19 protein-coding genes are annotated in these 23,087 nt (G+C 44.9%); 10 read left to right on the top strand and 9 right to left on the bottom strand.

Going from position 1 to position 23,087, the window contains the following annotated elements; all coding sequences use genetic code 11:
* Positions 1 to 12: 12 nt before the first annotated feature.
* Positions 13 to 660 carry an NADPH-dependent F420 reductase gene (locus BMX95_RS00700; protein ID WP_081199582.1) on the bottom strand — a complete coding sequence of 216 codons (648 nt, stop codon included), beginning with the start codon at positions 658 to 660 and terminating at the stop codon, positions 13 to 15.
* Between the two features lie 111 nt (positions 661 to 771).
* On the opposite strand from BMX95_RS00700, the gene ruvB reads away from it, so the two are divergent.
* A complete protein-coding gene (gene ruvB, locus BMX95_RS00695) occupies positions 772 to 1,806 on the top strand; it encodes a Holliday junction branch migration DNA helicase RuvB (RefSeq protein ID WP_081199584.1) in 1,035 nt (344 codons plus the stop codon).
* A gap of 88 nt (positions 1,807 to 1,894) precedes the next feature.
* On the opposite strand, the gene BMX95_RS00690 is transcribed toward ruvB, so the two are convergent.
* Positions 1,895 to 2,596 (bottom strand): response regulator transcription factor, encoded by a 702-nt coding sequence (locus tag BMX95_RS00690; RefSeq protein WP_081199586.1) that lies wholly within the window; start codon positions 2,594 to 2,596, stop codon positions 1,895 to 1,897.
* Between the two features lie 195 nt (positions 2,597 to 2,791).
* Between BMX95_RS00690 and BMX95_RS00685 the strand changes: the two genes are divergently transcribed.
* The 3 genes from BMX95_RS00685 (at position 2,792) to BMX95_RS00675 (ending at position 5,481) form a co-directional block, all read left to right on the top strand.
* A complete protein-coding gene (locus tag BMX95_RS00685; protein ID WP_081199587.1) occupies positions 2,792 to 3,163 on the top strand; it encodes a co-chaperone GroES in 372 nt (123 codons plus the stop codon).
* 60 nt (positions 3,164 to 3,223) lie between these two features.
* Positions 3,224 to 4,786: a helicase HerA-like domain-containing protein gene (locus BMX95_RS00680; RefSeq protein WP_081199589.1), complete on the top strand. Its 1,563-nt coding sequence runs from the start codon at positions 3,224 to 3,226 to the stop codon at positions 4,784 to 4,786.
* 134 nt (positions 4,787 to 4,920) lie between these two features.
* Positions 4,921 to 5,481 (top strand): ester cyclase, encoded by a 561-nt coding sequence (locus tag BMX95_RS00675; protein WP_081199591.1) that lies wholly within the window; start codon positions 4,921 to 4,923, stop codon positions 5,479 to 5,481.
* Positions 5,482 to 5,534: 53 nt separating this feature from the next.
* Here BMX95_RS00675 and BMX95_RS00670 read toward each other — a convergent pair whose 3' ends face one another.
* Both BMX95_RS00670 and BMX95_RS00665 read right to left on the bottom strand, forming a co-directional pair.
* On the bottom strand, positions 5,535 to 7,436 hold the full coding sequence (locus BMX95_RS00670; protein WP_081199593.1) for a RecQ family ATP-dependent DNA helicase: 1,902 nt from the start codon (positions 7,434 to 7,436) through the stop codon (positions 5,535 to 5,537).
* Between the two features lie 3 nt (positions 7,437 to 7,439).
* Positions 7,440 to 9,560: a heavy metal translocating P-type ATPase gene (locus BMX95_RS00665; RefSeq protein ID WP_081199919.1), complete on the bottom strand. Its 2,121-nt coding sequence runs from the start codon at positions 9,558 to 9,560 to the stop codon at positions 7,440 to 7,442.
* A 144-nt stretch (positions 9,561 to 9,704) separates the two neighbouring features.
* Between BMX95_RS00665 and tsaE the strand changes: the two genes are divergently transcribed.
* From tsaE to BMX95_RS00645, 4 genes are all read left to right on the top strand, one after another.
* Positions 9,705 to 10,118: a tRNA (adenosine(37)-N6)-threonylcarbamoyltransferase complex ATPase subunit type 1 TsaE gene (gene tsaE / locus BMX95_RS00660; RefSeq protein ID WP_081199595.1), complete on the top strand. Its 414-nt coding sequence runs from the start codon at positions 9,705 to 9,707 to the stop codon at positions 10,116 to 10,118.
* Positions 10,119 to 10,307: 189 nt separating this feature from the next.
* Positions 10,308 to 11,522, top strand: a complete 1,215-nt coding sequence (locus BMX95_RS00655; RefSeq protein ID WP_081199597.1) for an alanine dehydrogenase — start codon at positions 10,308 to 10,310, stop codon at positions 11,520 to 11,522.
* A 335-nt stretch (positions 11,523 to 11,857) separates the two neighbouring features.
* Entirely contained in the window at positions 11,858 to 13,066 is a 1,209-nt protein-coding gene (locus BMX95_RS00650) for a hypothetical protein (RefSeq protein WP_081199599.1), read from the top strand.
* 182 nt (positions 13,067 to 13,248) lie between these two features.
* Positions 13,249 to 14,511 carry a hypothetical protein gene (locus tag BMX95_RS00645; RefSeq protein ID WP_081199601.1) on the top strand — a complete coding sequence of 421 codons (1,263 nt, stop codon included), beginning with the start codon at positions 13,249 to 13,251 and terminating at the stop codon, positions 14,509 to 14,511.
* A 33-nt stretch (positions 14,512 to 14,544) separates the two neighbouring features.
* Here the strand turns inward: BMX95_RS00645 and BMX95_RS00640 are convergent, their stop codons facing one another.
* The 3 genes from BMX95_RS00640 to BMX95_RS00630 form a co-directional block, all read right to left on the bottom strand.
* Complete coding sequence (locus BMX95_RS00640; protein ID WP_081199603.1) at positions 14,545 to 15,210, bottom strand: ABC transporter ATP-binding protein; 666 nt, start codon at positions 15,208 to 15,210, stop codon at positions 14,545 to 14,547.
* A complete protein-coding gene (gene lpxA, locus BMX95_RS00635; RefSeq protein ID WP_209138406.1) occupies positions 15,191 to 16,054 on the bottom strand; it encodes an acyl-ACP--UDP-N-acetylglucosamine O-acyltransferase in 864 nt (287 codons plus the stop codon). Before lpxA ends, BMX95_RS00640 begins: the two co-directional genes overlap by 20 nt.
* A 171-nt stretch (positions 16,055 to 16,225) precedes the next feature.
* Positions 16,226 to 17,629 carry a bifunctional UDP-3-O-[3-hydroxymyristoyl] N-acetylglucosamine deacetylase/3-hydroxyacyl-ACP dehydratase gene (locus BMX95_RS00630; RefSeq protein ID WP_081199605.1) on the bottom strand — a complete coding sequence of 468 codons (1,404 nt, stop codon included), beginning with the start codon at positions 17,627 to 17,629 and terminating at the stop codon, positions 16,226 to 16,228.
* Between the two features lie 179 nt (positions 17,630 to 17,808).
* Between BMX95_RS00630 and BMX95_RS00625 the strand changes: the two genes are divergently transcribed.
* Positions 17,809 to 18,753 carry a c-type cytochrome gene (locus BMX95_RS00625; protein WP_081199607.1) on the top strand — a complete coding sequence of 315 codons (945 nt, stop codon included), beginning with the start codon at positions 17,809 to 17,811 and terminating at the stop codon, positions 18,751 to 18,753.
* A gap of 151 nt (positions 18,754 to 18,904) precedes the next feature.
* On the opposite strand, the gene lpxD is transcribed toward BMX95_RS00625, so the two are convergent.
* Positions 18,905 to 19,954 carry a UDP-3-O-(3-hydroxymyristoyl)glucosamine N-acyltransferase gene (gene lpxD, locus BMX95_RS00620; protein ID WP_081199609.1) on the bottom strand — a complete coding sequence of 350 codons (1,050 nt, stop codon included), beginning with the start codon at positions 19,952 to 19,954 and terminating at the stop codon, positions 18,905 to 18,907.
* A gap of 153 nt (positions 19,955 to 20,107) precedes the next feature.
* A complete protein-coding gene (locus BMX95_RS00615) occupies positions 20,108 to 21,328 on the bottom strand; it encodes an HD domain-containing protein (protein ID WP_081199611.1) in 1,221 nt (406 codons plus the stop codon).
* A gap of 134 nt (positions 21,329 to 21,462) precedes the next feature.
* On the opposite strand from BMX95_RS00615, the gene porX reads away from it, so the two are divergent.
* A complete protein-coding gene (gene porX / locus BMX95_RS00610) occupies positions 21,463 to 23,019 on the top strand; it encodes a T9SS response regulator signal transducer PorX (protein WP_081199613.1) in 1,557 nt (518 codons plus the stop codon).
* The last annotated feature ends 68 nt before the right edge of the window (positions 23,020 to 23,087 follow it).

Below are 23,087 nucleotides of genomic sequence, written 5' to 3'. Positions count from 1 at the left end.
GATAAAGATACATTAAACTTTAAGCAGTTTGAAGGCATGGGTCCACTGGTTATGTAAAAAGCCGGGAATACACCAAAGTATACACAAAGGCTCGATGGCCCGGGCGGCGGTAACAGCTCCCATATCTGCGGTTTCCCAGCCAAAGGCAGTTAAAATATCGGTAACGGTTTTTTTGGCATTTACGTCGTTGCCACAAATGAACATGGTTGGCGGACCGCCCTTTACCGTGGGTTTATACATTTGCGGGTTACCTGCACTACTAAACGCTTTTACTATTCTGGCCTGGGGAATTAATTTTTGTAATCGTTCCATTAACGATTCGTTGAGGTCGGTAAAGAACGATAACACGCCGTCTTTCGGTCCGCCGGCTGCAATGGGATTGGTTGTATCTATCAGGATCTTATTGTTGAAATGTGAAGTGCCTGATAGTTTGATAGCCGATTCCGCTGCAGAACCGGCAACGGATAGTACTACTATGTCGCCAAACTGGGCGGTTACACCGAAGGTGCCGCATTGTCCTTTGGGGTTTGCATCCTTCCATTTTTTTACTTCTTCCTTGCCGGGGTTACGGGTACCCAGCATTACTTCATAACCTTCGGCTAAAAAAGCAGTGCCCAATGTTTGGCCAACTATGCCTGAGCCAATGATGCCAACTTTCATAATTCTGTTTTTTTTGTAAAAAATGTAGGGCAGGATGATCGCTCCCTATTAAGTTAGTGAATTTTACGATTACCTCGTTTACTGGCTTACATTTGCGTAGTTTTACAAAGCATGTCTAATCCGAACTTAAATAACAATAAAGAAACGCTCACTGCGGCGGATAAAGAGTTTGAAAATAACATCCGTCCCCGGGAAATAAATGATTTTTCGGGGCAGGGGCAGATCATCGAAAACCTTACGGTGTTTATTAAGGCGGCAAAAATGCGCGGCGAAGCCCTGGACCATATCCTGTTCCATGGCCCGCCCGGTTTGGGTAAAACCACACTGAGCCGTATTGTGGCCAATGAGCTGGGGGTGAACATTAAAGAAACGAGCGGACCGGTAATTGAAAAACCCGGTGACCTGGCAGGGTTGCTTACCAACCTGGAGCCGCGGGATGTGTTGTTTATTGATGAAATTCACCGGCTGAGCACGGTGGTGGAAGAATACCTGTACGCGGCCATGGAAGACTACCGCATCGATATTATGATCGACAGTGGCCCCAATGCCCGCAGCATACAGTTAACCCTGAACCCGTTTACACTGGTGGGCGCAACCACCCGCAGTGGTTTGCTGACGGCTCCTTTATTGTCGCGCTTTGCCATTAAACAACGTCTGGAATACTACAATGCCGATACTTTGCAGAAGATCGTTTCGCGTTCTGCCAGTATCCTCGGCACCAAAATAACTTCTGATGCAGCAGGTGAAATTGCCCGGCGCAGCCGCGGTACACCGCGTATTGCCAATGGCCTGTTGCGCCGGATGCGCGATTTTGCGCAAGTACTCGGTAATGGCGTTATTGACCTGGGCATAACCCAACATGGGTTGAAGGCCCTGAATGTAGATGAACACGGGCTTGATGAAATGGACAACCGCATTCTGCTGACTATTATCGATAAATTCAAGGGTGGCCCTGTGGGTATTACTACCATTGCAACAGCAGTAGGGGAAGAAACCGGAACGCTGGAAGAGGTGTATGAACCCTTCCTGATTCAGGAAGGATTTATAAAACGAACACCCCGCGGCCGCGAGGCAACCCATAAGGCCTATGCCCATTTGGGCAGAATGGCGCCGGGAGCTGGCGGAATGAATACCTTGTTTGATTAAAATACAGCTACACGCTGTAAGCCAATAAAAAAAACGCTGAGTAATCATTGAAATTACCCGGCGTTTCTTTTTTATATAGCGTAATGAATTAGGCTACTGGTACAACCAGGCGGAATCCATTACCGTGAATGTTCACGATCTCGATGCTGTCGTCGTCTTTCAGGTACTTGCGCAATTTGGCAATATACACATCCATGCTGCGGCCATTGAAATAGGTATCGCTGCCCCAGATCTTTTTGAGGGCCTGCTCACGAGGCAACAGGTCATTCATGTGCTCACACAGCATTTTCAACAACTCATTCTCTTTTGGAGATAATGTTTGTGTTTTACCGCTGTGGCTCAACTCACGTAATTTGGGGTTGAAATGATAATCGCTCAGGTCGTATTCTTTATTCTCCTGTTCTTTATTCACTTCTTCATTCCTTTTCAGAATGGCCTTAATTTTCAATAACAACACCTCGCTATCGAACGGTTTCGTAATGTAATCGTCGGCGCCGAGTTTGTAACCCTGAATGATATCTTCCTTCATGGTTTTGGCGCTTAAGAAAAATAATGGAATGTCAGGGTCCACATCGCGGATCTCTTCCGCCAGGGTGAATCCATCCATATGAGGCATCATTATATCAAGTAAGCACAGATCAAATCTTTCGCGTTGAAATGCGGCAAGTCCAAGGCGACCGTCACGTTCCAGCGTCACATCAAAATCATTTAATTCCAGATAGTTCTTCAGCACCATTCCTAAGTTCTGGTCGTCCTCGCATAATAAAATTTTGGGTTTCTTTCCTTCCATTGTGATGTAGATTTAGTTCGATAGTGTAAATAAAGTTAAATCATTTGCCATAACCGGCAATATCCGCGTAATTTTTTGTTAATAATCCCTGCTTTGCCCGGCGAAGCCCTGGCAAAGTCGGACCGCCGCGGATGAATGGTAAATAGCCAGTATGAACAGTTAATTGGTTAATTTTACGCTTTTAATTAAGGTCGTATGCGTTTGACAACAGATAACAAATTCAAAAAACTTATTGTCATTGGTGACAGAGTATTGATCCGTCCCGCTAAACCCAATGAACGTACAGAAACCGGTTTATACCTGCCGCCCGGGGTAGGGGAACGCGAAAAAGTACAGCAGGGTTATGTGATCAAGACCGGTCCGGGATACGCCATTCCCATGCCAATAGAGGAAGAAAGCTGGAAAGGCAGCGAAGAACAGGTTAAGTATGTTCCCTTACAGGCAAAGGAAGGCGATCTGGCCATCTTCCTGCTGAGTGGTGCCACCGAAGTGTTGTACGAAAATGACAAGTATTATATCGTTCCGCAAAGTGCCATCCTGATGCTGGAACGGGAAGAAGATATGTAAGAGCCGCACCATTTGTTTTCATATTCAATAAGTTGTATCTTACTGCCATAAAATTTGAATATGGCAAATAAGGATACATTTGTTCAGTCGGTAAAGGATAACTATACATTTAAAGGAGAATCATTTCGCATAGGGACGGCTGTATTGGGTGAAGAAGTGCTTGCAGGAACAGATGTATTTCTGCCATTAAAGACCATGAACCGGCATGGCCTGATCGCCGGCGCCACCGGTACCGGAAAAACAAAGACCCTGCAGCTGATTGCCGAAGCTTTGAGCGATGCCAGTGTACCCGTATTGTTGATGGATATAAAAGGCGACCTGAGTGGTATTGCTGCTGCCGGTACAGTAAATAAAAACATCGAAGAACGCCTGTCAAAGATCGGCGGTGAATATAAACCTGCCGCTTTCCCTGTTGAACTGATGACCCTGAGCAACGAAAAAGGTGTTCGCCTGCGTGCTACAGTAAGTGAGTTTGGTCCCATTTTATTATCGAAGATCCTTGACCTGAACGATACCCAGGAAGGCATTGTATCGCTCATCTTTAAATATTGCGACGATAACAAAATGCCTTTGCTGGATCTGAAAGATTTTATAAAGGTGATCCAATATGTAAGCAATGAAGGCAAAAAAGAAATAGAGGCGGCATATGGAAAGATAGCAACCACCAGCACCGGTACCATCTTACGTAAAGTAATAGAACTGCAGCAGCAGGGGGCAGATCATTTCTTTGGCGAACCTTCTTTTGAAATTGATGACCTCATGCGCATTGCCGATGATGGCCGTGGTATTATAAATGTGCTGCGGGTAACCGATATGCAAAACCGGCACAAGTTGTTCTCCACCTTTATGCTGCAAATGCTGGCTGAATTATATGCCACGCTACCCGAAGCCGGTGACATGGACAAGCCCAAACTGGTGATGTTTATCGATGAGGCACACCTGGTATTTCAGGAAGCTACCGATGCTTTATTGCAACAAATTGAAACCATCATAAAACTCATTCGTTCAAAAGGAGTTGGTATCTTCTTTTGTACGCAGAACCCGCAGGATGTTCCCGCCGCTATCTTAAGTCAGCTGGGGTTAAAGGTGCAGCATGCCTTGCGTGCTTTCACTGCTGCCGACAGAAAGACCATTAAACAGGCTGCTGAAAACTATCCCGAAACGGAATATTATAAAACCGATGACCTGCTTACTCAACTGGGTATAGGTGAGGCACTGGTCACCGCCCTGAACGAAAAGGGTATTCCCACCCCATTGGTACATACGATGCTGGTACCGCCCCGTTCACGCATGGATGTATTGACTGATACAGAAATCGACAACCTGGTCAATCAATCGAAGCTGGTGAAGAAATACGCCAATGACGAAGACCGGGAAAGCGCCTGTGAAATATTAGCTGCAAAACTCGAAGAAGCCGCGCAAAAATCGGAACAACAGGCAGCAGATAAGCCGGCCAAAGCATCGAAGAAAGAAGAAAAATCAACGCTGGAAAAGGTACTGGAAAGCTCCGTAACCAAACAAATAGGACGTACTGCCGCCAGTGTTATTACCCGCAGTTTATTGGGTGCTCTGGGGTTAGGTGGCAAAAGTTCATCACGCAAAAAAACGAGCAGCTGGTTTTAGAATACCGGATTGCGAAGGACATAACAAGGCTTATTTGCAGCAATCATACCCGTATCTTCTATTGTTACGTAAGTCCCAACCATACGTCATTACACATGACAGGGATGTTTATTCTTTAACCTAAAATAACAATTATGAAGAAATCGCTTGTATTGGTTGCCGCAACAACCATCCTTTTTGCGGCCTGTGAATCAAACGTCAACAAAACGGCGGAAGGAGGAACAGAAGCCAAAATGAACGACACTACCGCAGGAACAGCTACTTCGGAAAGCAAATCTGAACGTAACAAAAAGGCGGTCATGGCCAGCTATGATGCCATGAATTCGCACAACGTAAATGACGCGTTGAAGTATTGTACTGCCGATGTAGTTGATTATGGCGATGGCAGCATGCCGCCAGTTAAAGGAAGAGATAGTATTGCAAAGATGATCAACGGTTGGATGACCGCTTTTCCTGATAACAAAGCCGAAAATGTGAAGTATATAGCTGATGGCGACTGGGTAGCGGTTTGGGCCGATCAGACGGGCACCTGGAAAGGTGATTTCATGGGTATGAAGGCGACCAATAAATCGTATAAGGTAAAGGACGTTGATATTTTCAAACTAAACGATGAGGGATTGATAACAGAACACCACAACGTGCAATCGCCCAACACCATGATGTCGCAGGTAGGTATGCATATGCCAAAAAAATAAAAAGGGAAGAATTGTATACAGGTCCGGTTGTGGTAACACACCGGACTTTTTATTTACGCCAGTTTCACATACCCATCTTTATCTATAAAGATCTTGTTTTCGCTTTGTAAGAAGTCGAGCACTTTATAGAGTTTGTCTTTTTTTATACCGGATAATTGTTGTGGTAATACTTCACTCAATACAGGTTGCTGGCGAATAATGGTAAATATGGAATGGGTTATGGCATTAAACTCATCGGCTGTAAGACCATGGTCTTTTTGTTTCAGACAGTTGTCGCATATGCCGCAGGCTTTTGTTTTTTCATCGCCAAAATAAGCAGCGATAAATTGACTGCGGCATTGTTTACCTGCATGAATGTATTCCATCATTTTATGGATGCGTTCAATAAACTGTTGCTTTCTTTTTTCATAAGCAGCCATGTTGATCCGTAAGGCTTCTGGCCTTACCCGGTTCAACAACAGGTACATTTGCGGACTATCCTTTTTAGGAATGTATTCTATGATAGCATTGGCATGTAGTCTTTTCAGGTCGGGTATAATATCTGCTTCTTCCCGGCGCAACAAATACGCAATGCTTTTTTCATGGATACTAACCGGCAAGTCAAAAATGCCTTCGTACGTACGCAGCAGCGTTTTTATAACGGGTTCCAGTTTGGGGTTATCGGTTTCAAACTGATACAACCAGCTTTTATTGGTTACAAATTGAATGCGTGATGGTAAAAAGATCTGTTCACTATACGAAACCCAGCCTTCCTGCTCCAATGCTTTTATGGCATAAATGGCGAGGTTAATATCTATCCTGAATTTTTTTACAAAATCCGTGAAGTCGAAGTTGTAGTAATTACCTTCTCCCGAACCGGCCGGGATCTGCAGGTAGTTCATCAGGGCTTCATATACCTGTCGAATACTTTCGATGGTTGGGAAGCGGATGTCGGGTAACTGTTGCAATTCCTCCAGGTCCTTATTGTTGTATAATAAAACGGCGTATGATTTCTTTTCATCCCGTCCGGCGCGGCCTGCTTCCTGGTAATAATTTTCCAGGCAATCGGGCACATCTGCATGCACTACTACCCGCACATCAGGTTTGTCTATGCCCATACCGAAGGCGTTGGTGCAAACGATGGTACGAATGGAGTTATTGATCCAGGCCGTTTGTTTGCGCATCCGTTCTTCCTGTTGTAAACCGGCATGATAGAAATCGGCTGTAATGCCATGCGTGTTCAGCAGATCGCTGATCTCTTTGGTTCGTTTACGGCTTTTACAATAAACAATGCTGCTGCCGTTTACTTTCTGCAAGATCTCAGTGATCTTGTTGATCTTTGAATCAACGGTAAATACACTGTATGATAAATTCGGCCGTTCAAACGAGCGGCTGAAGATCGATGGATTTTTAAACTGCAGTTTTTCGCAAATATCTTTTTGCACTGCCGGCGTTGCAGAGGCGGTCAATGCCAAAACAGGAATGCCGGGCAGTTCTTCGCGTAAGGCCGCAATACGTAAGTAAGGTGGTCTGAAATCGTATCCCCATTGAGAAATACAATGGGCTTCATCTACAGCGATTAGGTTAATGTCGAGGGCTGGAAGATACTCCTGGAATAGAGTGGTTTCTAACCGCTCCGGTGAAACGTATAAGAATTTGCAGTTGCTGCTGGTTGCCAGTTTCAGGATGTTGATCACTTCCTTGCGGCTCATGCCTGAATAGATGGCAAAAGCCGTTATGCCTTTTCGCTTCAGGTTATCTACCTGGTCTTTCATCAAAGCGATCAATGGACTTATTACCAAACACAATCCTTCCTTTGCCATTGCCGGCACCTGAAAGCAAAGGGATTTACCTCCACCTGTTGGCATCAGGGCGAGGGCGTCTTTTCCACTCAATACGGCGTTTATTATTTCCTCCTGAAGCGGCCGGAAATTTGAGTGCCCCCAATATGCTTTTAGTATCTGATGAATGTTCATTGGTTATGCTACCTTCTTAACGAAAAGCTTCACCGAGTTAGCAGCCAGCACCACATCGCTCAACCCCATTACCAATGCGCCAAAGGTGGGGGTGAGCAGGCCAAACCCGGCCACAGGGATGGCAATAATATTGTAAATAAATGCCCAGAAAAGATTTTGTTTGATGGTAAGAAAAGTATGGCGGCCAAGTCCCAATGCAAGAGGCAGGTTTTTAATACCGCTGTTCATCAGTACCACATCGGCGGTTTGCATGGCTATCTGTGATGCTTCGCTCAATGAGATGCCAATGGTGGCTTTTGCCAGCGCAGGCGCATCATTGATACCATCGCCCACCATGGCAGTGGGGCCCTGTAGCGTGAGGTCTTCGATGACAGCCATTTTCTCCTCGGGTTTTTTCTCTGCTATCACTTCATCGATGCCCAGCAAATTCGCCAGCTGACGGCATTTGGGCAGCCGGTCACCACTCAGTAACACAGTACGGATGTTGCGGTGGCGAAGATATTGTACAATAGAAATGGCTTCGGGGCGTACTTCATCCCTCACGTCTATCCAACCCAGTAACTGCCCATTTCTGATGATATATACATTGTGTGAGTCGTCGGTGGTCAATGCCATCGCGGTTTCGAACGAACCGGCTATGTATTGGTCGCCGTTTGCGGTAGTGCCCATCATACCGATCCCTTTCTTCTCTGTTATTTTAGTCCAGCGGATCGCATCTTTTCGTTTCCAGCTGAGTGTTATACACTGGGCTATAGGGTGGTTGGAGTATTTCTCCAGGGAGAAAGCAATGTGCTTGAATTCTTCAACGGTAATGGCGTCTGTCTCCAACCGGTAATCAGACAGTTCGAACCGGCCAGTGGTAAGCGTACCGGTTTTATCAAAAACCACTTGTTTGATGGTCCTGAACAATTCAAGGCTTTTGGCATTGCGGAAGAGCATCCCGTTTTTGGCGGCTCTGCCCAATCCAACCGCAATAGCGGCAGGTGTGGCCAGTCCCATGGCGCATGGGCAGGCAATTACCAGAATGGCTATGCTGCGCATCAGGGCGATGGTAAAGTCATGAAGGATCAGGTAGTTTGCTGCAAAGGCAACAACCGCAATAGCCAGTACCAGCGGAACAAATATGGCGCTGATCTTATCGGCCAGTTGTTGAACCGGCGGTTTTTCGCTTTGCGCCTGTTTTACCAGGTTGATGATATTCGAAAGCACCGAATCTTTTGCTTCGGCCGTAACCTGGGCCCTTAGAATGCCATCAACGACAATACTGCCGCCGATCAGTTTATCTTTTCCTTTTTTATGAATGGGCGAACTTTCGCCGGTGATAATGGATTCGTTTACGGTAGCGTCGCCTGATAATATTTTACAATCAACCGGAACCTGTTCCCCGCTTTTGATCAGGATCAGATCACCGGCACGGAGTTGCGTATTCTCCATTGGGAAGATGATCTCCTGGTGATTTTCATCAAAGGCGATCATGTTGGCCATCATTTTTTGTGATTTGGCCAGGCTGTTCAGTGCCCGTTGGGTAGATTGTATGGAAGCATCTTCCAAAAAATTACCCAGGAAGACCAGGGTAATGATGGAGGCGGTGGTTTCAAAGAACATATACTGCGGCCCTAGGTTCATGAGGGCGCCGGTTAAGCTGTATACAAACGCTGCAGTGGCGCCAATAGCCACCAATACATTCATATTGGGCATGCGGTTGCGAATGCTTTTTATGGCGCTGCGGCCAAAAAAGCCCATGCCCACTACGTAAACAGGTAAACAAAGCCCCAGTTGCAGCCAGGGGTCCATCAGCCAGTGGAGGTGCAGCCACTTATTGAACATGTGCAGCATCAATGGCAGGGTAAAGATCAGGCAGAATAAAAAGCGTTGTTTGTGGGAGGTAAATAATCGTTTACGTTTTTGGGAACCGGGCAGTGTTTCGTTTTGAACGGTATAGCCCAGTGATTCTATGCCTTTGATGATCTGTTGTTCATTTTTGCCGTTTGGATCAAAGCTCACTTCACCCCCCATCAGGTTTACCTTCACATTTTCGAGGCCTTCGCCGGTGAGGTATTGCTGAACGGTCAGTGCACAATTTGAACAGGTCATGCCATCTACTTTCCAATTCACTTTATTCATGTTCATCCAATGGGGTTGAGTGTATTTGCAAATTTACCGCTCAATAACCTTAATTCCCGGCATAATATGAATATTATGTACACCCGGTTGCAATTTTAACTTAAATCTGTCGTTCCGCCCCATGGCCATTATCTTTGCGTCTTTATGCAGCTGCACTCTACATTAGACAACATCAGACAAACGGCCCATCGGTTTTGGGAACTTATTGATGGGCGTAAGGTGATTGCCTTTTATGGCGATATGGGCGCCGGCAAAACAACCCTTATTCACGCCCTTTGCGATGAAAAAGGGGTAACAAGTACGGTAGGAAGCCCTACTTTTTCCATCATAAATGAATATAAATATCCCGGTGGCCGGGTTTTTCATATCGACCTGTACCGGTTGAAGGATGAGGAAGAGGCTGTACGGGCCGGGGTAGAGGATTGCCTGTATTCCGGGGATATTTGTCTGGTTGAATGGCCAGCCCGGGCCGAAGGCATTTTTCCCGAGGATACCGCAAGGGTAGAGATCCAGGTGGTGGACCCCAATACAAGGATCATTAATATTTCTGGTGTATAACGTCTAAAGTAAGGCCCGAATGATAGTAAATAGCTGAATTATGAAGTAAGAAGTACGAAATATGAGGTAAGAAGGTCTGCGCGAGGTTCAAATTAAAGGTTCTTCTTACTTCCTGCCTCCTAATTCCTACTTCGATTTTAATTTGTAACTTGTGGCCCCGATAATGGGGGTAAAATCATTTACTGCTACATGTCCCAGCAAAAGCCGATCATCAGCACTTCTTTTAGTTACGAAACGCTTCAGGAAACTCTGGATATAAAACCCAAAGGGTCTGAGTTGCACATTGGAATACCAAAAGAAACTGCGTTCCAGGAAAACCGCATTGCGCTGACCCCCGACGCAGTAGGGGTGTTGGTTAGCAACGGGCACAATGTAGTAATTGAGCACAACGCCGGGGAGGCCGCCCATTTTCGCGACCGCGATTATAGCGAGGCCGGCGCCAAGATCGTATACGAGAAGGCGCAGGTGTATAAAGCGCCAATTCTGGTAAAAAGCGCCCCGGTGGTAGAAGAAGACCTGCCCCATCTGCAAATGAACCAGGTGATCATTTCCCCCATCCACCTGTCGGCCATGAAGGCTGAGTTTCTGCAAAAGATGATGGAAAAACGCATTACTGCCATCTCCTTCGAAAATTTAAAGGACGACAGCGACAGTTTACCCATTGTGCGCAGCATGAGTGAAATTGCCGGAAGCGCGGTGATGCTCATTGCAGCCCAATACCTCAGTTCGGCCAACCATGGCAAGGGCGTATTGCTGGGTGGCATTTCGGGTATTCCGCCTACCAAGGTAATTATCCTGGGTGCAGGGATCGTGGGTGAGTTTGCTGCCCGGGCCGCATTGGCTTTGGGAGCCTCGGTAAAAGTATTCGACAATAGTGTATACCGGTTAAAACGGTTGCAGAATAATATCGGTCAGCGTATGTGGACTTCTGTAATAGAGCCCCGCATTCTGGCCAAGCAATTAAAGACCTGTGAGGTTGCCGTAGGGGCCCTCGGTTCGCAAAGCGGCCGCACACCGGTTGTGGTGAGCGAAGAAATGGTGAGCAATATGCGACCAGGTAGTGTGATCATTGATGTTAGTATCGACCGCGGTGGTTGTTTTGAAACATCAGAGATAACCGGTCATGAACAACCGATATTTATGAAGTACGGTGTTATTCACTATTGTGTGCCCAACATACCATCAGGCTTTGCACGTACCGCTTCACAGGCCATCAGTAATGTATTGATGCCTTTGCTGCTTGAAGCAGGCGAGGAGGGCGGTTTTGAAAACCTCGTATGGCATAAAGTCCACCTGCGCAGTGGTATATATCTATTCAAAGGCGCACTCACTAATTTCCACTTAAGTCAACGCTTCGATTTAAAGTATACCGATCTTAACCTGTTAATTGCAAGCCAGCGCTAGAAAAGTTGCATGGGATATGAAAAATATTTTTTATCCTGTTGTAACAATAATTTTACACATATATGCGATAATGTATACCAGCATTTAAAGTGTTGGTCTGACGTTAATTGATATTTTATTTCTTTTAATAATGCGCGAGGCATTTGACTTTACCGAGTTTCAGATTATTTTTGTGCATTCCCCAATTAACAATTGCAGGCCTTCCTAATAAGAAAACGTTGCTAATCGTAATAAAAGGACGTTTTACGCGTTTTCTATGGCCTAAAAGTTGCTAATTGGATTCAATCATACCTGTTATGAACACAAGGCCCTATTTGTTGATAGTACTTAGTATCTTGGCTAGTAAAACTACTACCTTTTCCCAGGTAACTGTACCACCTATTTCCGGTTGGGATCTGGATGAAAAAAGCGGAAACTACACACTGAAACCTGGCAAAGCTGCCAGTGTGGAAGGCAAGGAATTTCTGTATGAAATTATGCCTATTGCAAAAAGCGACGGGCAGCCAATTGAACAATGGTTTAGTACTGCCATTGATAAAGATGTAACTACCTCTGGTTTTACTATCCCTGCCACCGGCAAAAAGAACATTACCACCAATCAAACGCTCATTTCTCTTTCTACAGAGTTGACCGATAAAAAAGGCAAAGCATGGTATGTAACTTATGTTGCCTACCAGGTAGGAGAGGGCGATACCCGCATGGCTCGTGTAATGTGTTCACCCGATGTGAGATATTATGCAAACAACATGCGTCCTGTTGCTGAACATTTTGGTAACCTGAACAGACTGGATGCAACTGCTTCAGCCAACGGAAGGTTTGCCAAAGTGAATAACAACAACACACACGGCAAACAAGACAACAGAACACCTATCAGCACTTCACAAAGTGAAGCCATACCTGAAAAAGGGTTGAAAACACAGGAAATCAACGGGATCCTGATCCACCTTGAATATAACACCAACGCCGATGGTAAAATGGTTCGTATTTACAAACCTTACCTGGTATTGAATGATGGGTCTATTTACAACGATCCTATTATCAGCCCATACAGCCTGGATGTTGCTGCTTCAAAGACAAAGGACCCCAAGAAATGGGGAACCTGGAAGTTGAAGAACGGATCTTTCCTGGTTGACTGGACGACTACCGGCGAAACAGAAAAATGGTTCAAGAACTGGTTCTGGGCTACTCCTTCTCAAAAAGACGAAAAACTGGAAGGTTCATTCATGACCGTTAACGGCGCAGAGAATGGCAACGTAAAAAGCAGTGAGAAAGCTTATACTTCCAAGTTTATTTACTTCAATAAAGATGGCCAGTTTACATTAACCGGCGGCGATGGCACCTCAGTACCTGCTTCTGAATACAAAAAATATAACGAAGCCGGAACCTATACTCTCAATGATTATTCAATGGAACTGCACTTCAATAACGGTACCGTTATTCGCCGCATGTTCTATTTCTACCTGCAGGGCAGCACCCATTTTGGTATAGGCAATGCCGTATATGCGCCTAAACAGGCAGCAGTTGAAGGCTTAACCGGCAACTAAGAACGATATTTCCTTATATGGAACCTAAGAAAAGGGTCACGACTTAAGTCGGGGCCCTTTTCTGTTTTACCGGTACTGGGTTGGAAAAGTTTTGAACATGTGAGAAAAATTTAGGCCTGGTAAACCGTCTTTTTTTTCTGTGGCCCGAAAATTGACTTTCAAAGGCTGTAAATAGCCTACTTATGAAAAATATGCTCCTGGTTGTCCTGATCATGGGGTTGGGTATTCCCTCAGTGCTTGCTCAAACAGTTCAGCCTATGTTAGGCTGGAAGATGGAAGAAAATAAAGGACATTATTTCTTTAGCCCTACCGCTGTTTTCAGCGATGAAAATAAAGAGTTCTCCTATGAAATAATGCCACTCGAAAAGGCCGACGGAAAGAACTTTGATGAATGGTTTACCGGTTCTATCGACCGAAATATGCGCTTTTCTGGTTTTACAGAGCCAAAAAATAAAAACAAAGACAAAAAGAATATCAGTTACAGCACCCTCTCTTCTTATTCAGGCAAAATCACCGATAAAAATGGCAAAGTATGGTATGTGGCGTATATGGCTTACCGTACCAGCAACCAGCAGTACCGCCTGGCAAAGCTGTTTAGCTCACCCGATATTACCTATTATACCAATTGTATGAAATCGGCCGCCATGCATTTTGGCAAACTGGCCAAACAGGAAGGCGCCTTTGAAACCGGCGGACAAAACGAAGTGGCAAAAACCAATGCGTTGCCCCAGCCGTTAGTTCCTGCCGTTACAGAGAAAGCACCTACTCCCCGCAATGTTATAGCCAATGCCGATAATACAAACCGTGCAGTACGGGGTTTAAAAGCAACCGAAATAAAAGGGATTGTTCTTAACCTGGAATATAGTTATGGGGTAGGGGGCGCTGTTATGAGCGAATACACGCCTTATCTTTTATTGAACGATGGCAGTCTGTACAGCAATCCTGTAGTAAGTCCGTATGAGTTTGATGTAGCTGTGTCGAAACAACGGGAACCTAAGAAATGGGGCACCTGGCGAATAAGCGGCGGCGCTATTGTGGTTTCCTGGCCAACAAGAAATAAAACAGAACGGTGGGAAAAGAACTGGTTCTGGGGCCGACCCGCAGCCGGCAATGAAAAAATTGAAGGTGCCTTCAGTAACATGGCAGGGGCAGGCGGCTCACCCATGGGGGGGAACGTAGTTACGGTTTCTTCTAAAAACATTCTGTTTAATACCGTAGGCCGGTTTGCATTAACCGGGGTATCGGTTGGCACCAATTATACTGATTATAGTATTCCCACAGCGGCTTATTCCAAAAAAGACGAAGCCGGTTCTTATATATTAAAAGGCTATTCCATTGAGCTGCGCTTTAACAATGGTTCTTCCATGCGCCGGGCATTTTATTTCTACCCGAAAGACAAAGCGCATTTAGGTATTGGCAGTCATGTATATGTGCAGAAGAGATGAGTTGATAAGTTAACAGGCTGACAGGGTTGCTGACTACCGTTTCACGGTCTTATAATCCATGATGCTTATCATTTCAGTACAGAAAGAATACTCCTGGGGATCGTTGGAGCTAACAATGATCAACCGGTTATTACCGTAGTCGCGGATCAACTGATGATATAATTCAATTCCCACCGCATCGAGGTTGGTGCAGGGCTCATCGAGCAACACACAGGGCACATCACTGAAGATAGCCTGTGCCAGCTTAACCCGCTGTTTCATCCCACTTGAATAAAACCGGATTTGTTTGTGGCTGGCTGCTTTTAAACCAATAATGGAGATTATATCGGGAATGGTAATCCTGGAAAGAAAGGGTTTGAATTGCGCATGAAACTCCAGCATTTCCACCACTGTCATTTCTTCAATCAACTCTAAATAAGGCGCGGCAATTGAGATATACTGAAACGCGTTATCGACCTCGATCTCTTTCTCCGGGGCATTTGTATTGTCTATTGCCCATTGCCCATTGCCTATTGTGTATTTGGCTTTCCCTTCACTCATCATAATGGCGCCGCCTATGACCTGTAATAATGTAGATTTACCGGACCCATTGGGACCGGTAATCGCATAGGCAGTGCCTGAAATAAATTCCTGATCTATGTTTCGGAAGATCCAGTCGCGGTTAAAACGTTTGCCCGCATTAGTCAGCGATATCTTCATCCACACTATTTTTTGAATAGCGTTTAATGATACCACGGCCACTTTCGCGAATAAAGGTTACAATTTCATCGCGTTCGTCGGATGCGGAAAACTCTTCTTCCAGGTATTCGAGGGCCTGGCTGGTATTAAAGCCTTTGTTGTATATAACGCGATAGATATCAAGGATATGATTGATCTTATCGATGGTAAAACCACGTCTTTTTAAACCAACTGAGTTTACACCGGCATAGCTCAATGGCTGGCGGCCGGCTTTAATATAAGGAGGAATATCTTTACCTACCAGTGAACCACCGCTTACAAAGGCGTGCTGACCAACCTTGGTAAATTGGTGAACGGCGCACATGCCACCTAAAATGGCCCAGTCGCCCAGTATTACGTGACCAGCTACCTGTGAGTTATTACTCAGGATAACGTTGTTGCCTATGATACAATCGTGGGCAACATGGCTATACGCCATGATCATACAATTTTTACCAACCTTGGTTTTCCACCTGTCTTTAGTACCCCGGTGAATAGTTACGAACTCACGAATGGTGGTATTATCACCAATTTCAGTAAGCGTTTCTTCACCTTCAAATTTAAGGTCCTGCGGCATGGCAGAAATAACGGCTCCGGGGAAAATACGGCAGTTTTTGCCGATGCGGGCGCCTTCCATGATGGTTACATTACTTCCTATCCAGGTGCCTTCGCCAATCTCCACGTTTTGGTGAATAACCGTAAAAGGATCAATCTTCACATTGGTGGCTAACTTGGCGTTAGGGTGTATATATGTGTGCGGATGAATCATTTTGTTAACATTCTTAAGGGTTGTACCAGGATATTCACTCATAGGCGTAACAGACATCCCATCCCCGGTGGGATTTTGCTGGTGATTGTCACCTAAATTCTGTTTATGGATGGATTGACGTTTGATATTAATTAATCTGCTAAAATAGACAAATCTAGATCATTAAACCCCTACGACCTGATATATTTTATTGCTCATTAACCTTTTTCAGGCATAATAACCAATTATTTACCGTTTTACCAGTTGCGCCATAAGGTCGGCTTCCGTGGCAATTTTGTTGCCAACATATACCGTACCCCGCATTTCGCAAATACCGCGCCGTATAGGAGCCATTAACTCCATTTTCAGGATCATAGTATCTCCGGGAACAACTTTTTGCTTGAATTTACAATTATCGATCTTCAAAAAGTAGGTGTCGTACTCACCGGGCGGCATAGCGTTGATACAAAGAATTCCACCGGTTTGGGCCAGTGCTTCTACCTGTAAAACGCCGGGCATTACGGGATTTCCGGGAAAATGACCTGCAAAGAAAGGCTCGTTGAAAGTCACATTCTTGATACCTACAATATGTTTATCGCTTAATTCTATGATCTTGTCAACCAACAGGAAAGGAAAGCGGTGCGGCAGTGTTTTTTCGATCTGCTGCGTGTTGTAAACCGGGGGCAGATTGGGATCATATACCGGTACATCCTTTACATGTTTGTTTTTTTTTATATACTGCTTGATCTTGCGGGCAAAATCAACATTGGTGCTGTGACCGGGGCGGTTGGCAATGATATGCGCCTTGATAGGATACCCGATAAGGGCCAGGTCACCTACCACATCCAGTGTTTTGTGGCGGGCAGGTTCATTGGGGAAACGCAACTCCAGGTTATTGAGGTACCCTTCATTCTTAACCTCAATGTTTTTCTTGTTGAAAACTTTTGCCAACCGTTCCATAACCTCAGGCGTAACAGGCTTGTCAACAATCACAATAGCGTTGTTGACATCACCGCCCTTGATAAGATTGTGTTGCAGCAGCATTTCCAACTCGTGCAGGAAACAGAAAGTACGGCAGGGCGCAATTTCATCCTTGAAATCACGCATGGTTTTTAAACCAGCATGCTGGGTGCCCAGTACCGGGCTATTAAAATCAATGAGGGTGGTTATTTTATAATCTGTGGCAGGCAGGGCTGTCATTTCAACCCTTTTCTTTTCATCGTAATGGGTAATATTGGTATCGATGCTGTACCATACTTTGGCCGCATCCTGTTCCAATACACCGGCTTCTTCAATAATTTCCACAAAAGGGGCTGAACTACCATCTGCGATGGGAATTTCAGGGCCATTCAGTTCAATCAGACAGTTATCAACACCCATGCCCACCAAGGCAGCCAGAATATGCTCTACCGTACAAACCTTGGTATCGCCTTCCTGCAGGGTAGTTCCCCGGGAAGTATCGGTAACCAGGTCACAATCAGCCTTAATTACAGGTTGTCCGGGCAGGTCAATGCGTTGAAACTGAAAACCAAAACCCGGATGGGCTGGTTTTAAGGTCATATCCACATTTACACCTGTATGTAAACCCGTACCGGAAATACTCACAGCAGACTGCAGGGTATGTTGCTTATCTGGATTAAAGTTATTGTTCATCCTTTGGTTTTATAAAAGAATGCGCAAAGATAGGGATTCCACTCAGACGAAAAGGTACAGAACATGGCCTTACTCATTTTTCTCAATTCATATAAGTGATTTCTCAATTCATTACAGCGAAGGGTTTAACACCCACCCCGGCCATTTAGTTTTGAGGATCCCAGAAAAATTATATCCACATGATACGCAAATTCTTAAAATGGACAGGCATAGTCATACTGTCTTTGGTACTGATAATAATAATAGTGATTGCCAGCCGCCAGAACCTCAAATTCGAGGCACCTTATCCCAATATAAAAGCCTCTACCGACAGTGCAGTGATAGCGCATGGGAAAGAAATAGCCTATGGCCCCGCCCATTGCGCCGATTGCCATTTTCCGGGTAACGCCGACTCGGTGTTTAAACTCGGACAGGAGCCGGCGCTGAAGGGTGGTCATATCTTTGAAACACCGGTGGGAAATTTTTATGTCAGGAATATTACCTCCGATTCAACAACGGGTATTGGAAGATATACCGATGGCGAAATTGCCCGCATCTTACGCCATGGCGTACGGCCCGATGGCACGGCGGTTATTGATTTTATGCCCTTTCATAATATGAGCGATGAAGACCTTACCGCGGTGATCTCTTTTTTGCGCAGCACCAAACCGGAAAAGAATGCGGTTCCTGAACATACTGTAACCATGATGGGCAGGGTGGTGAAAGCATTTCTATTAAAACCTGTTGGCCCCAGTGAAACCGTACCCAAATCAATTCCCAGAGATTCAACAGCCATATATGGTAAATACCTGGCCAACAGTGTGGCTAATTGTGTAGGGTGCCATACCAATCGCGATATGATGACAGGCGCTTTTATTGGTGAACCGTTTGCCGGCGGGATGAAGTTTGAAGAACCGGGCATTCCAACACTTGTTTCGCCTAATATAAATCTCAATACGCCAGGCAGGATCTTTGGCTGGTCGCAAAATGATTTCATCAACCGGTTTAGAATGGGAAAGTTGATCCCTTACAGCCATATGCCCTGGAATTCGTTTAAACGAATGAGTGATAATGACCTGAAGGCGATTTATAACTATTTGAAGACATTGCCCTCTACTACTGCCAAAGCAGATATGAAGAAGTAGTTGACCCGCCTACGCCAAGGCTACGGCGGGCGAGGTAGGTTGATAAAGGAGAAAAAATTAGGCAAGGGTGATTTGAAGTAAGAAAAAGGGTTGAGGTATAAAACCATCAACCCTTTTAATATATTACACGTTCAAATTTATAATTCCGATCCTAACCCACCTTTTCAGTAAGCAACTGCTTCACCAACTGTTCCAGTTCTGCAATTCTTTTCTCCAGATCGGGCAGTTTGCGGCTTACAGCCTGGCTGCGCAAGGCGCTGGTATATTCAAAAGCGGGGCTACCGGTAACGGCCGCATTAGGTGTTTTTATAGATTTGCTCACGCCGCTTTGGGCATTGATCTTACTGCCATCGGCAATATGAATGTGCCCAACAATACCGGCCTGTCCGCCAATCATCACATTGTTGCCGATTTTGGTACTGCCGCTTACGCCAGCCTGTGCGGCGATCACTGTATTGTTACCTACTTCCACGTTATGGGCTACCTGAATCAGGTTGTCGAGTTTGGCGCCTGATTTTATTACGGTTGAACCGATGGTGGCGCGGTCGATGGTGGCATTAGCGCCGATCTCTACAAAATCTTCCACTACTACATTCCCAATTTGTGGCACTTTTTTAAAGCTGCCATCTGCCTGCGGCGCAAAACCAAAGCCATCGCTGCCTACAACTGTGCCGGCATGAATGGTTACGTTTTTACCAATAACACAACCGTGGTAAATTTTTACGCCGGGATGAACTATGGTATTGTCACTGATCTTTACATTATCGCCCAGGAATACGTTCGGGAATATTTTTACATTATTCCCCAGCTCTACGTTCTCACCGAGGTAAGAAAAAGCACCAATAAATACCTGTTGACCATATTTGGCCGACTTACTGATATAAGCAGGTTCCTGGATACCCGATAACTTTTGGGTAGCCATTTCCTGGTATTTGGTAAGCAGGGTAGCAAAAGCAGAATAAGCATCGGCAACTCTGATCAACGTTGCGTTTACTGGTTCTTTCAATTCCTGTGCGTCATTGATGATAACCAGAGATGCCTGTGTGCGATACAGGTATTCTTCGTATTTAGGATTGGCCAAAAAAGAAAGCTGACCAGCTTGCGCTTCTTCAATCTTTCCAAACGAATGCACCAAAGTTTCAGGGTTTCCTTCCACTTTGCCATTGATGATCATAGCTATTTGGGCTGCGGTAAATTGCATAGAATAGTCGTTGTGTCAGTAAGTCGAGTATTTCAATCTTTTATATAAATCAAAAATAATAAAACGCGAAAAGTTACCGTATATTGAAAAAAGTATAATATGTTTTGATCTATGAGCTAATAAAAGGTCTTAACAGATCGACTACTAAACTGTTTAACAATTGTAGTAACAAATGTAATATTTTTTCACAGGGCTTGCTAATGCCTGATGAATCAATGCATTATCAACTTTTGATATATCAGTCACGGCACCGTTCTTAAATAAAATATTGATGCGCTCTTCAGTAGGGTTGTAGGTCGTATTTACTGCTTCACCCGTGAAAATGAAGTAATCGCAATCGCCTTCATTTATCTTTAATTGCTGGCAAATGTTATTCCGTTGTGTTTTAATCCAATCCTGATCAAACGGTTCTGCCTGCAATTTAACTTTTAGTAAACGGCGTTCTATTAAACAACGGCACAAGGTGCTTAATACGACATCGGGATGAAAGATCCAGTTTTTTATGGTGGTCAGCACGTCGTAGTCATCGATCAGACAGAATTTATCTAATTGCTGCTCGATAAATGCGGTGCCGGTGGTGTTCTTTAAAAAGAAGTCAAAGGTAACTGATGCAGCTTGTACTGATTGCCCTTGTTGAATCAATTCCTTGGCTCTTTGTATGATTTTTATCAGGGTTTTTTCTGCACCCAGCACGGTTTTGTGCAAATACACCTGCCAGTACATAAGCCGCCGGGCTACCAAAAATTTCTCGATGCTGTAAATGCCTTTTTCCTCTACCATCAGATCGCCATTGTTCACAGTCAGCATTTTTAAAATGCGGTCGTAACCTATTACACCCTCCGAAACACCGGTATAAAAACTATCCCGGGTGAGGTAGTCCATACGGTCAACATCGAGCTGGCCGCTGATGAGCTGGTGTAAAAAGGGCTTGGTATAATTATTGGTAAAAATGTCGATGGCTTTCTGCAGCTGTCCCTTCATTTGTACATTGAGCACATGCATGATCTGAATACTGATCGTTTCATGATGGGTATTGCTGATCAGCACATTTTCGAGGGCATGTGAAAACGGACCATGGCCTATATCGTGTAACAGGATAGCAACTCTTGCAGCCGATTCTTCATCCTGAGAAATTTCCACTCCCTTGCTCTTCAACTCGGATAATGCATTACACATAAGGTGATAAGCACCCAGGGAGTGATGCAGGCGGGTATGCACCGCACCCGGGTAAACCAGGTGCGCAAATGCCATTTGATGAATACGCCGCAACCGCTGGTACCAGGGATGCGAGATTACCTGAAAAACAAGCGGATCATCGATGGTAATAAACCCATATACCGGGTCATTTATGATCTTTCTGAGGCGGTTTGTCATTCGCTGCTTGCTTTTTTGTTAAAATTGCTGCCAAAAGCAGCGGGCAAAAGTACAAAGCCCCGCCGGATAAATTAAATTTGGTTAGCTTGAATCCGATTCAATATTTAAACTTAGAACCTAATAAAGAACTATACATGCCATTAGGAAAAATACTTTGGGTAGATGATGAAATAGAAAGTTTACAATCACAAATACTGTTTTTACAGAATAAAGGGTACGAAGTAACCGCACTTACCAATGGTTTTGATGCGGTGGATTTTGTAAAAGAGAACCCGCTCGATGTTGTACTATTGGATGAAACCATGCCGGGTATTACCGGTTTGGAAACCCTGTCGAAAATAAAAGAGATCAATTCGCAGATCCCGGTGGTGATGATCACCAAAAATGAAACGGAAAACCTGATGGACGATGCCATCGGCAGCCAGATCACCGATTACCTGATTAAACCAGTAAACCCCAATCAGGTACTGTTGAGCTTAAAAAAGATCATCGATAACAAACGGTTGGTAGCTGAAAAAACAACTACCGCCTACCAGCAGCAGTTCCGCAATTTGTTCATGGCGCTTAACAGCAGTCCCGATTACAATGAATGGATGGACATTTACAAAAAACTGGTGTACTGGGAGCTGGAAATGGATAAAAGCGACAGCCCCGAAATGCAGGAAGTATTTCAAACCCAAAAGAACGAAGCAAACACCGAATTCTTCAAATTCGTTTCAAAGAATTATGCCCGCTGGGTAAACCCCAAAAGTGATGAAGGGCCGGTGATGTCACACAACCTGATAAAATTTAAAGTGCTGCCGCATATTGAAAAAGGTACGCCTACCTTCTTTGTACTGATCGATAACCTGCGGTTCGATCAATGGCGGGCCATTGCCCCCATCTTTGCCGAAAGTTTTCGCATACTGGAAGAAGACAGCTTTTACAGCATTCTGCCTACGGCCACACAATACGCGCGCAATGCCATTTTCAGCGGATTGTTACCTGTTGAAATAGAAAAAACGTTTCCCCAGCAATGGAAAAATGATGATGAAGAGGGCGGGAAAAATTTATATGAAGAGGAGTTTGTTCGCGCGTTTTTGAAACGCCAGCGGCGCGAGGATATAAAATTCTCTTATACAAAGATCCTCAACAACCAGGCCGGTCAGGACCTGGTGAACAATATGCACAACCTCATGGGTAATGACCTGAACATTATTGTTTACAACTTTGTAGACATGCTCAGCCATGCCCGTACCGAAATGGAAGTACTGAAAGAACTGGCCGGCGATGAAACCAGCTACAGAAGCGTTACCAAAAGCTGGTTCGAGCATTCACCGTTGCACCAGGCCCTGAAGAAGGTGGCAGATAAAAAACTCAATCTTATCCTGGCTACCGATCATGGCAGTGTACGGGTAAAAACACCGGCCAAGGTAATTGGTGATAAACAAACCACTACCAACCTGCGGTATAAACACGGTCGCAACCTCAATTATGAACCCAAAGAGGTACTGGCTTTCCGCGATCCCAAAGAAGCAGGGCTGCCGGTGCCCACGGTAAACTCTTCCTACATTTTTGCCCGGGAAGATATGTACCTGTGTTACCCCAACAATTATAATTATTATGTGAACTATTATCGCAACACTTTTCAACACGGCGGCGTTAGTTTAGAAGAGATGATTGTGCCGGTAATTAAGATGACAAATAAATAAGTGAGGAAAAGCGGCAACGCAGGAAAACAGATAAAATCACCACTCTTTAGCCCCAAAAGGCGTTTTTA

The sequence above is a fragment of the Niastella yeongjuensis genome (genome assembly GCF_900110245.1).
Lineage (GTDB): Bacteria > Bacteroidota > Bacteroidia > Chitinophagales > Chitinophagaceae > Niastella > Niastella yeongjuensis.
The sequence above is the reverse complement of the archived record's forward strand: the minus strand, read 5'-3'. Positions and strand labels throughout refer to the sequence as shown.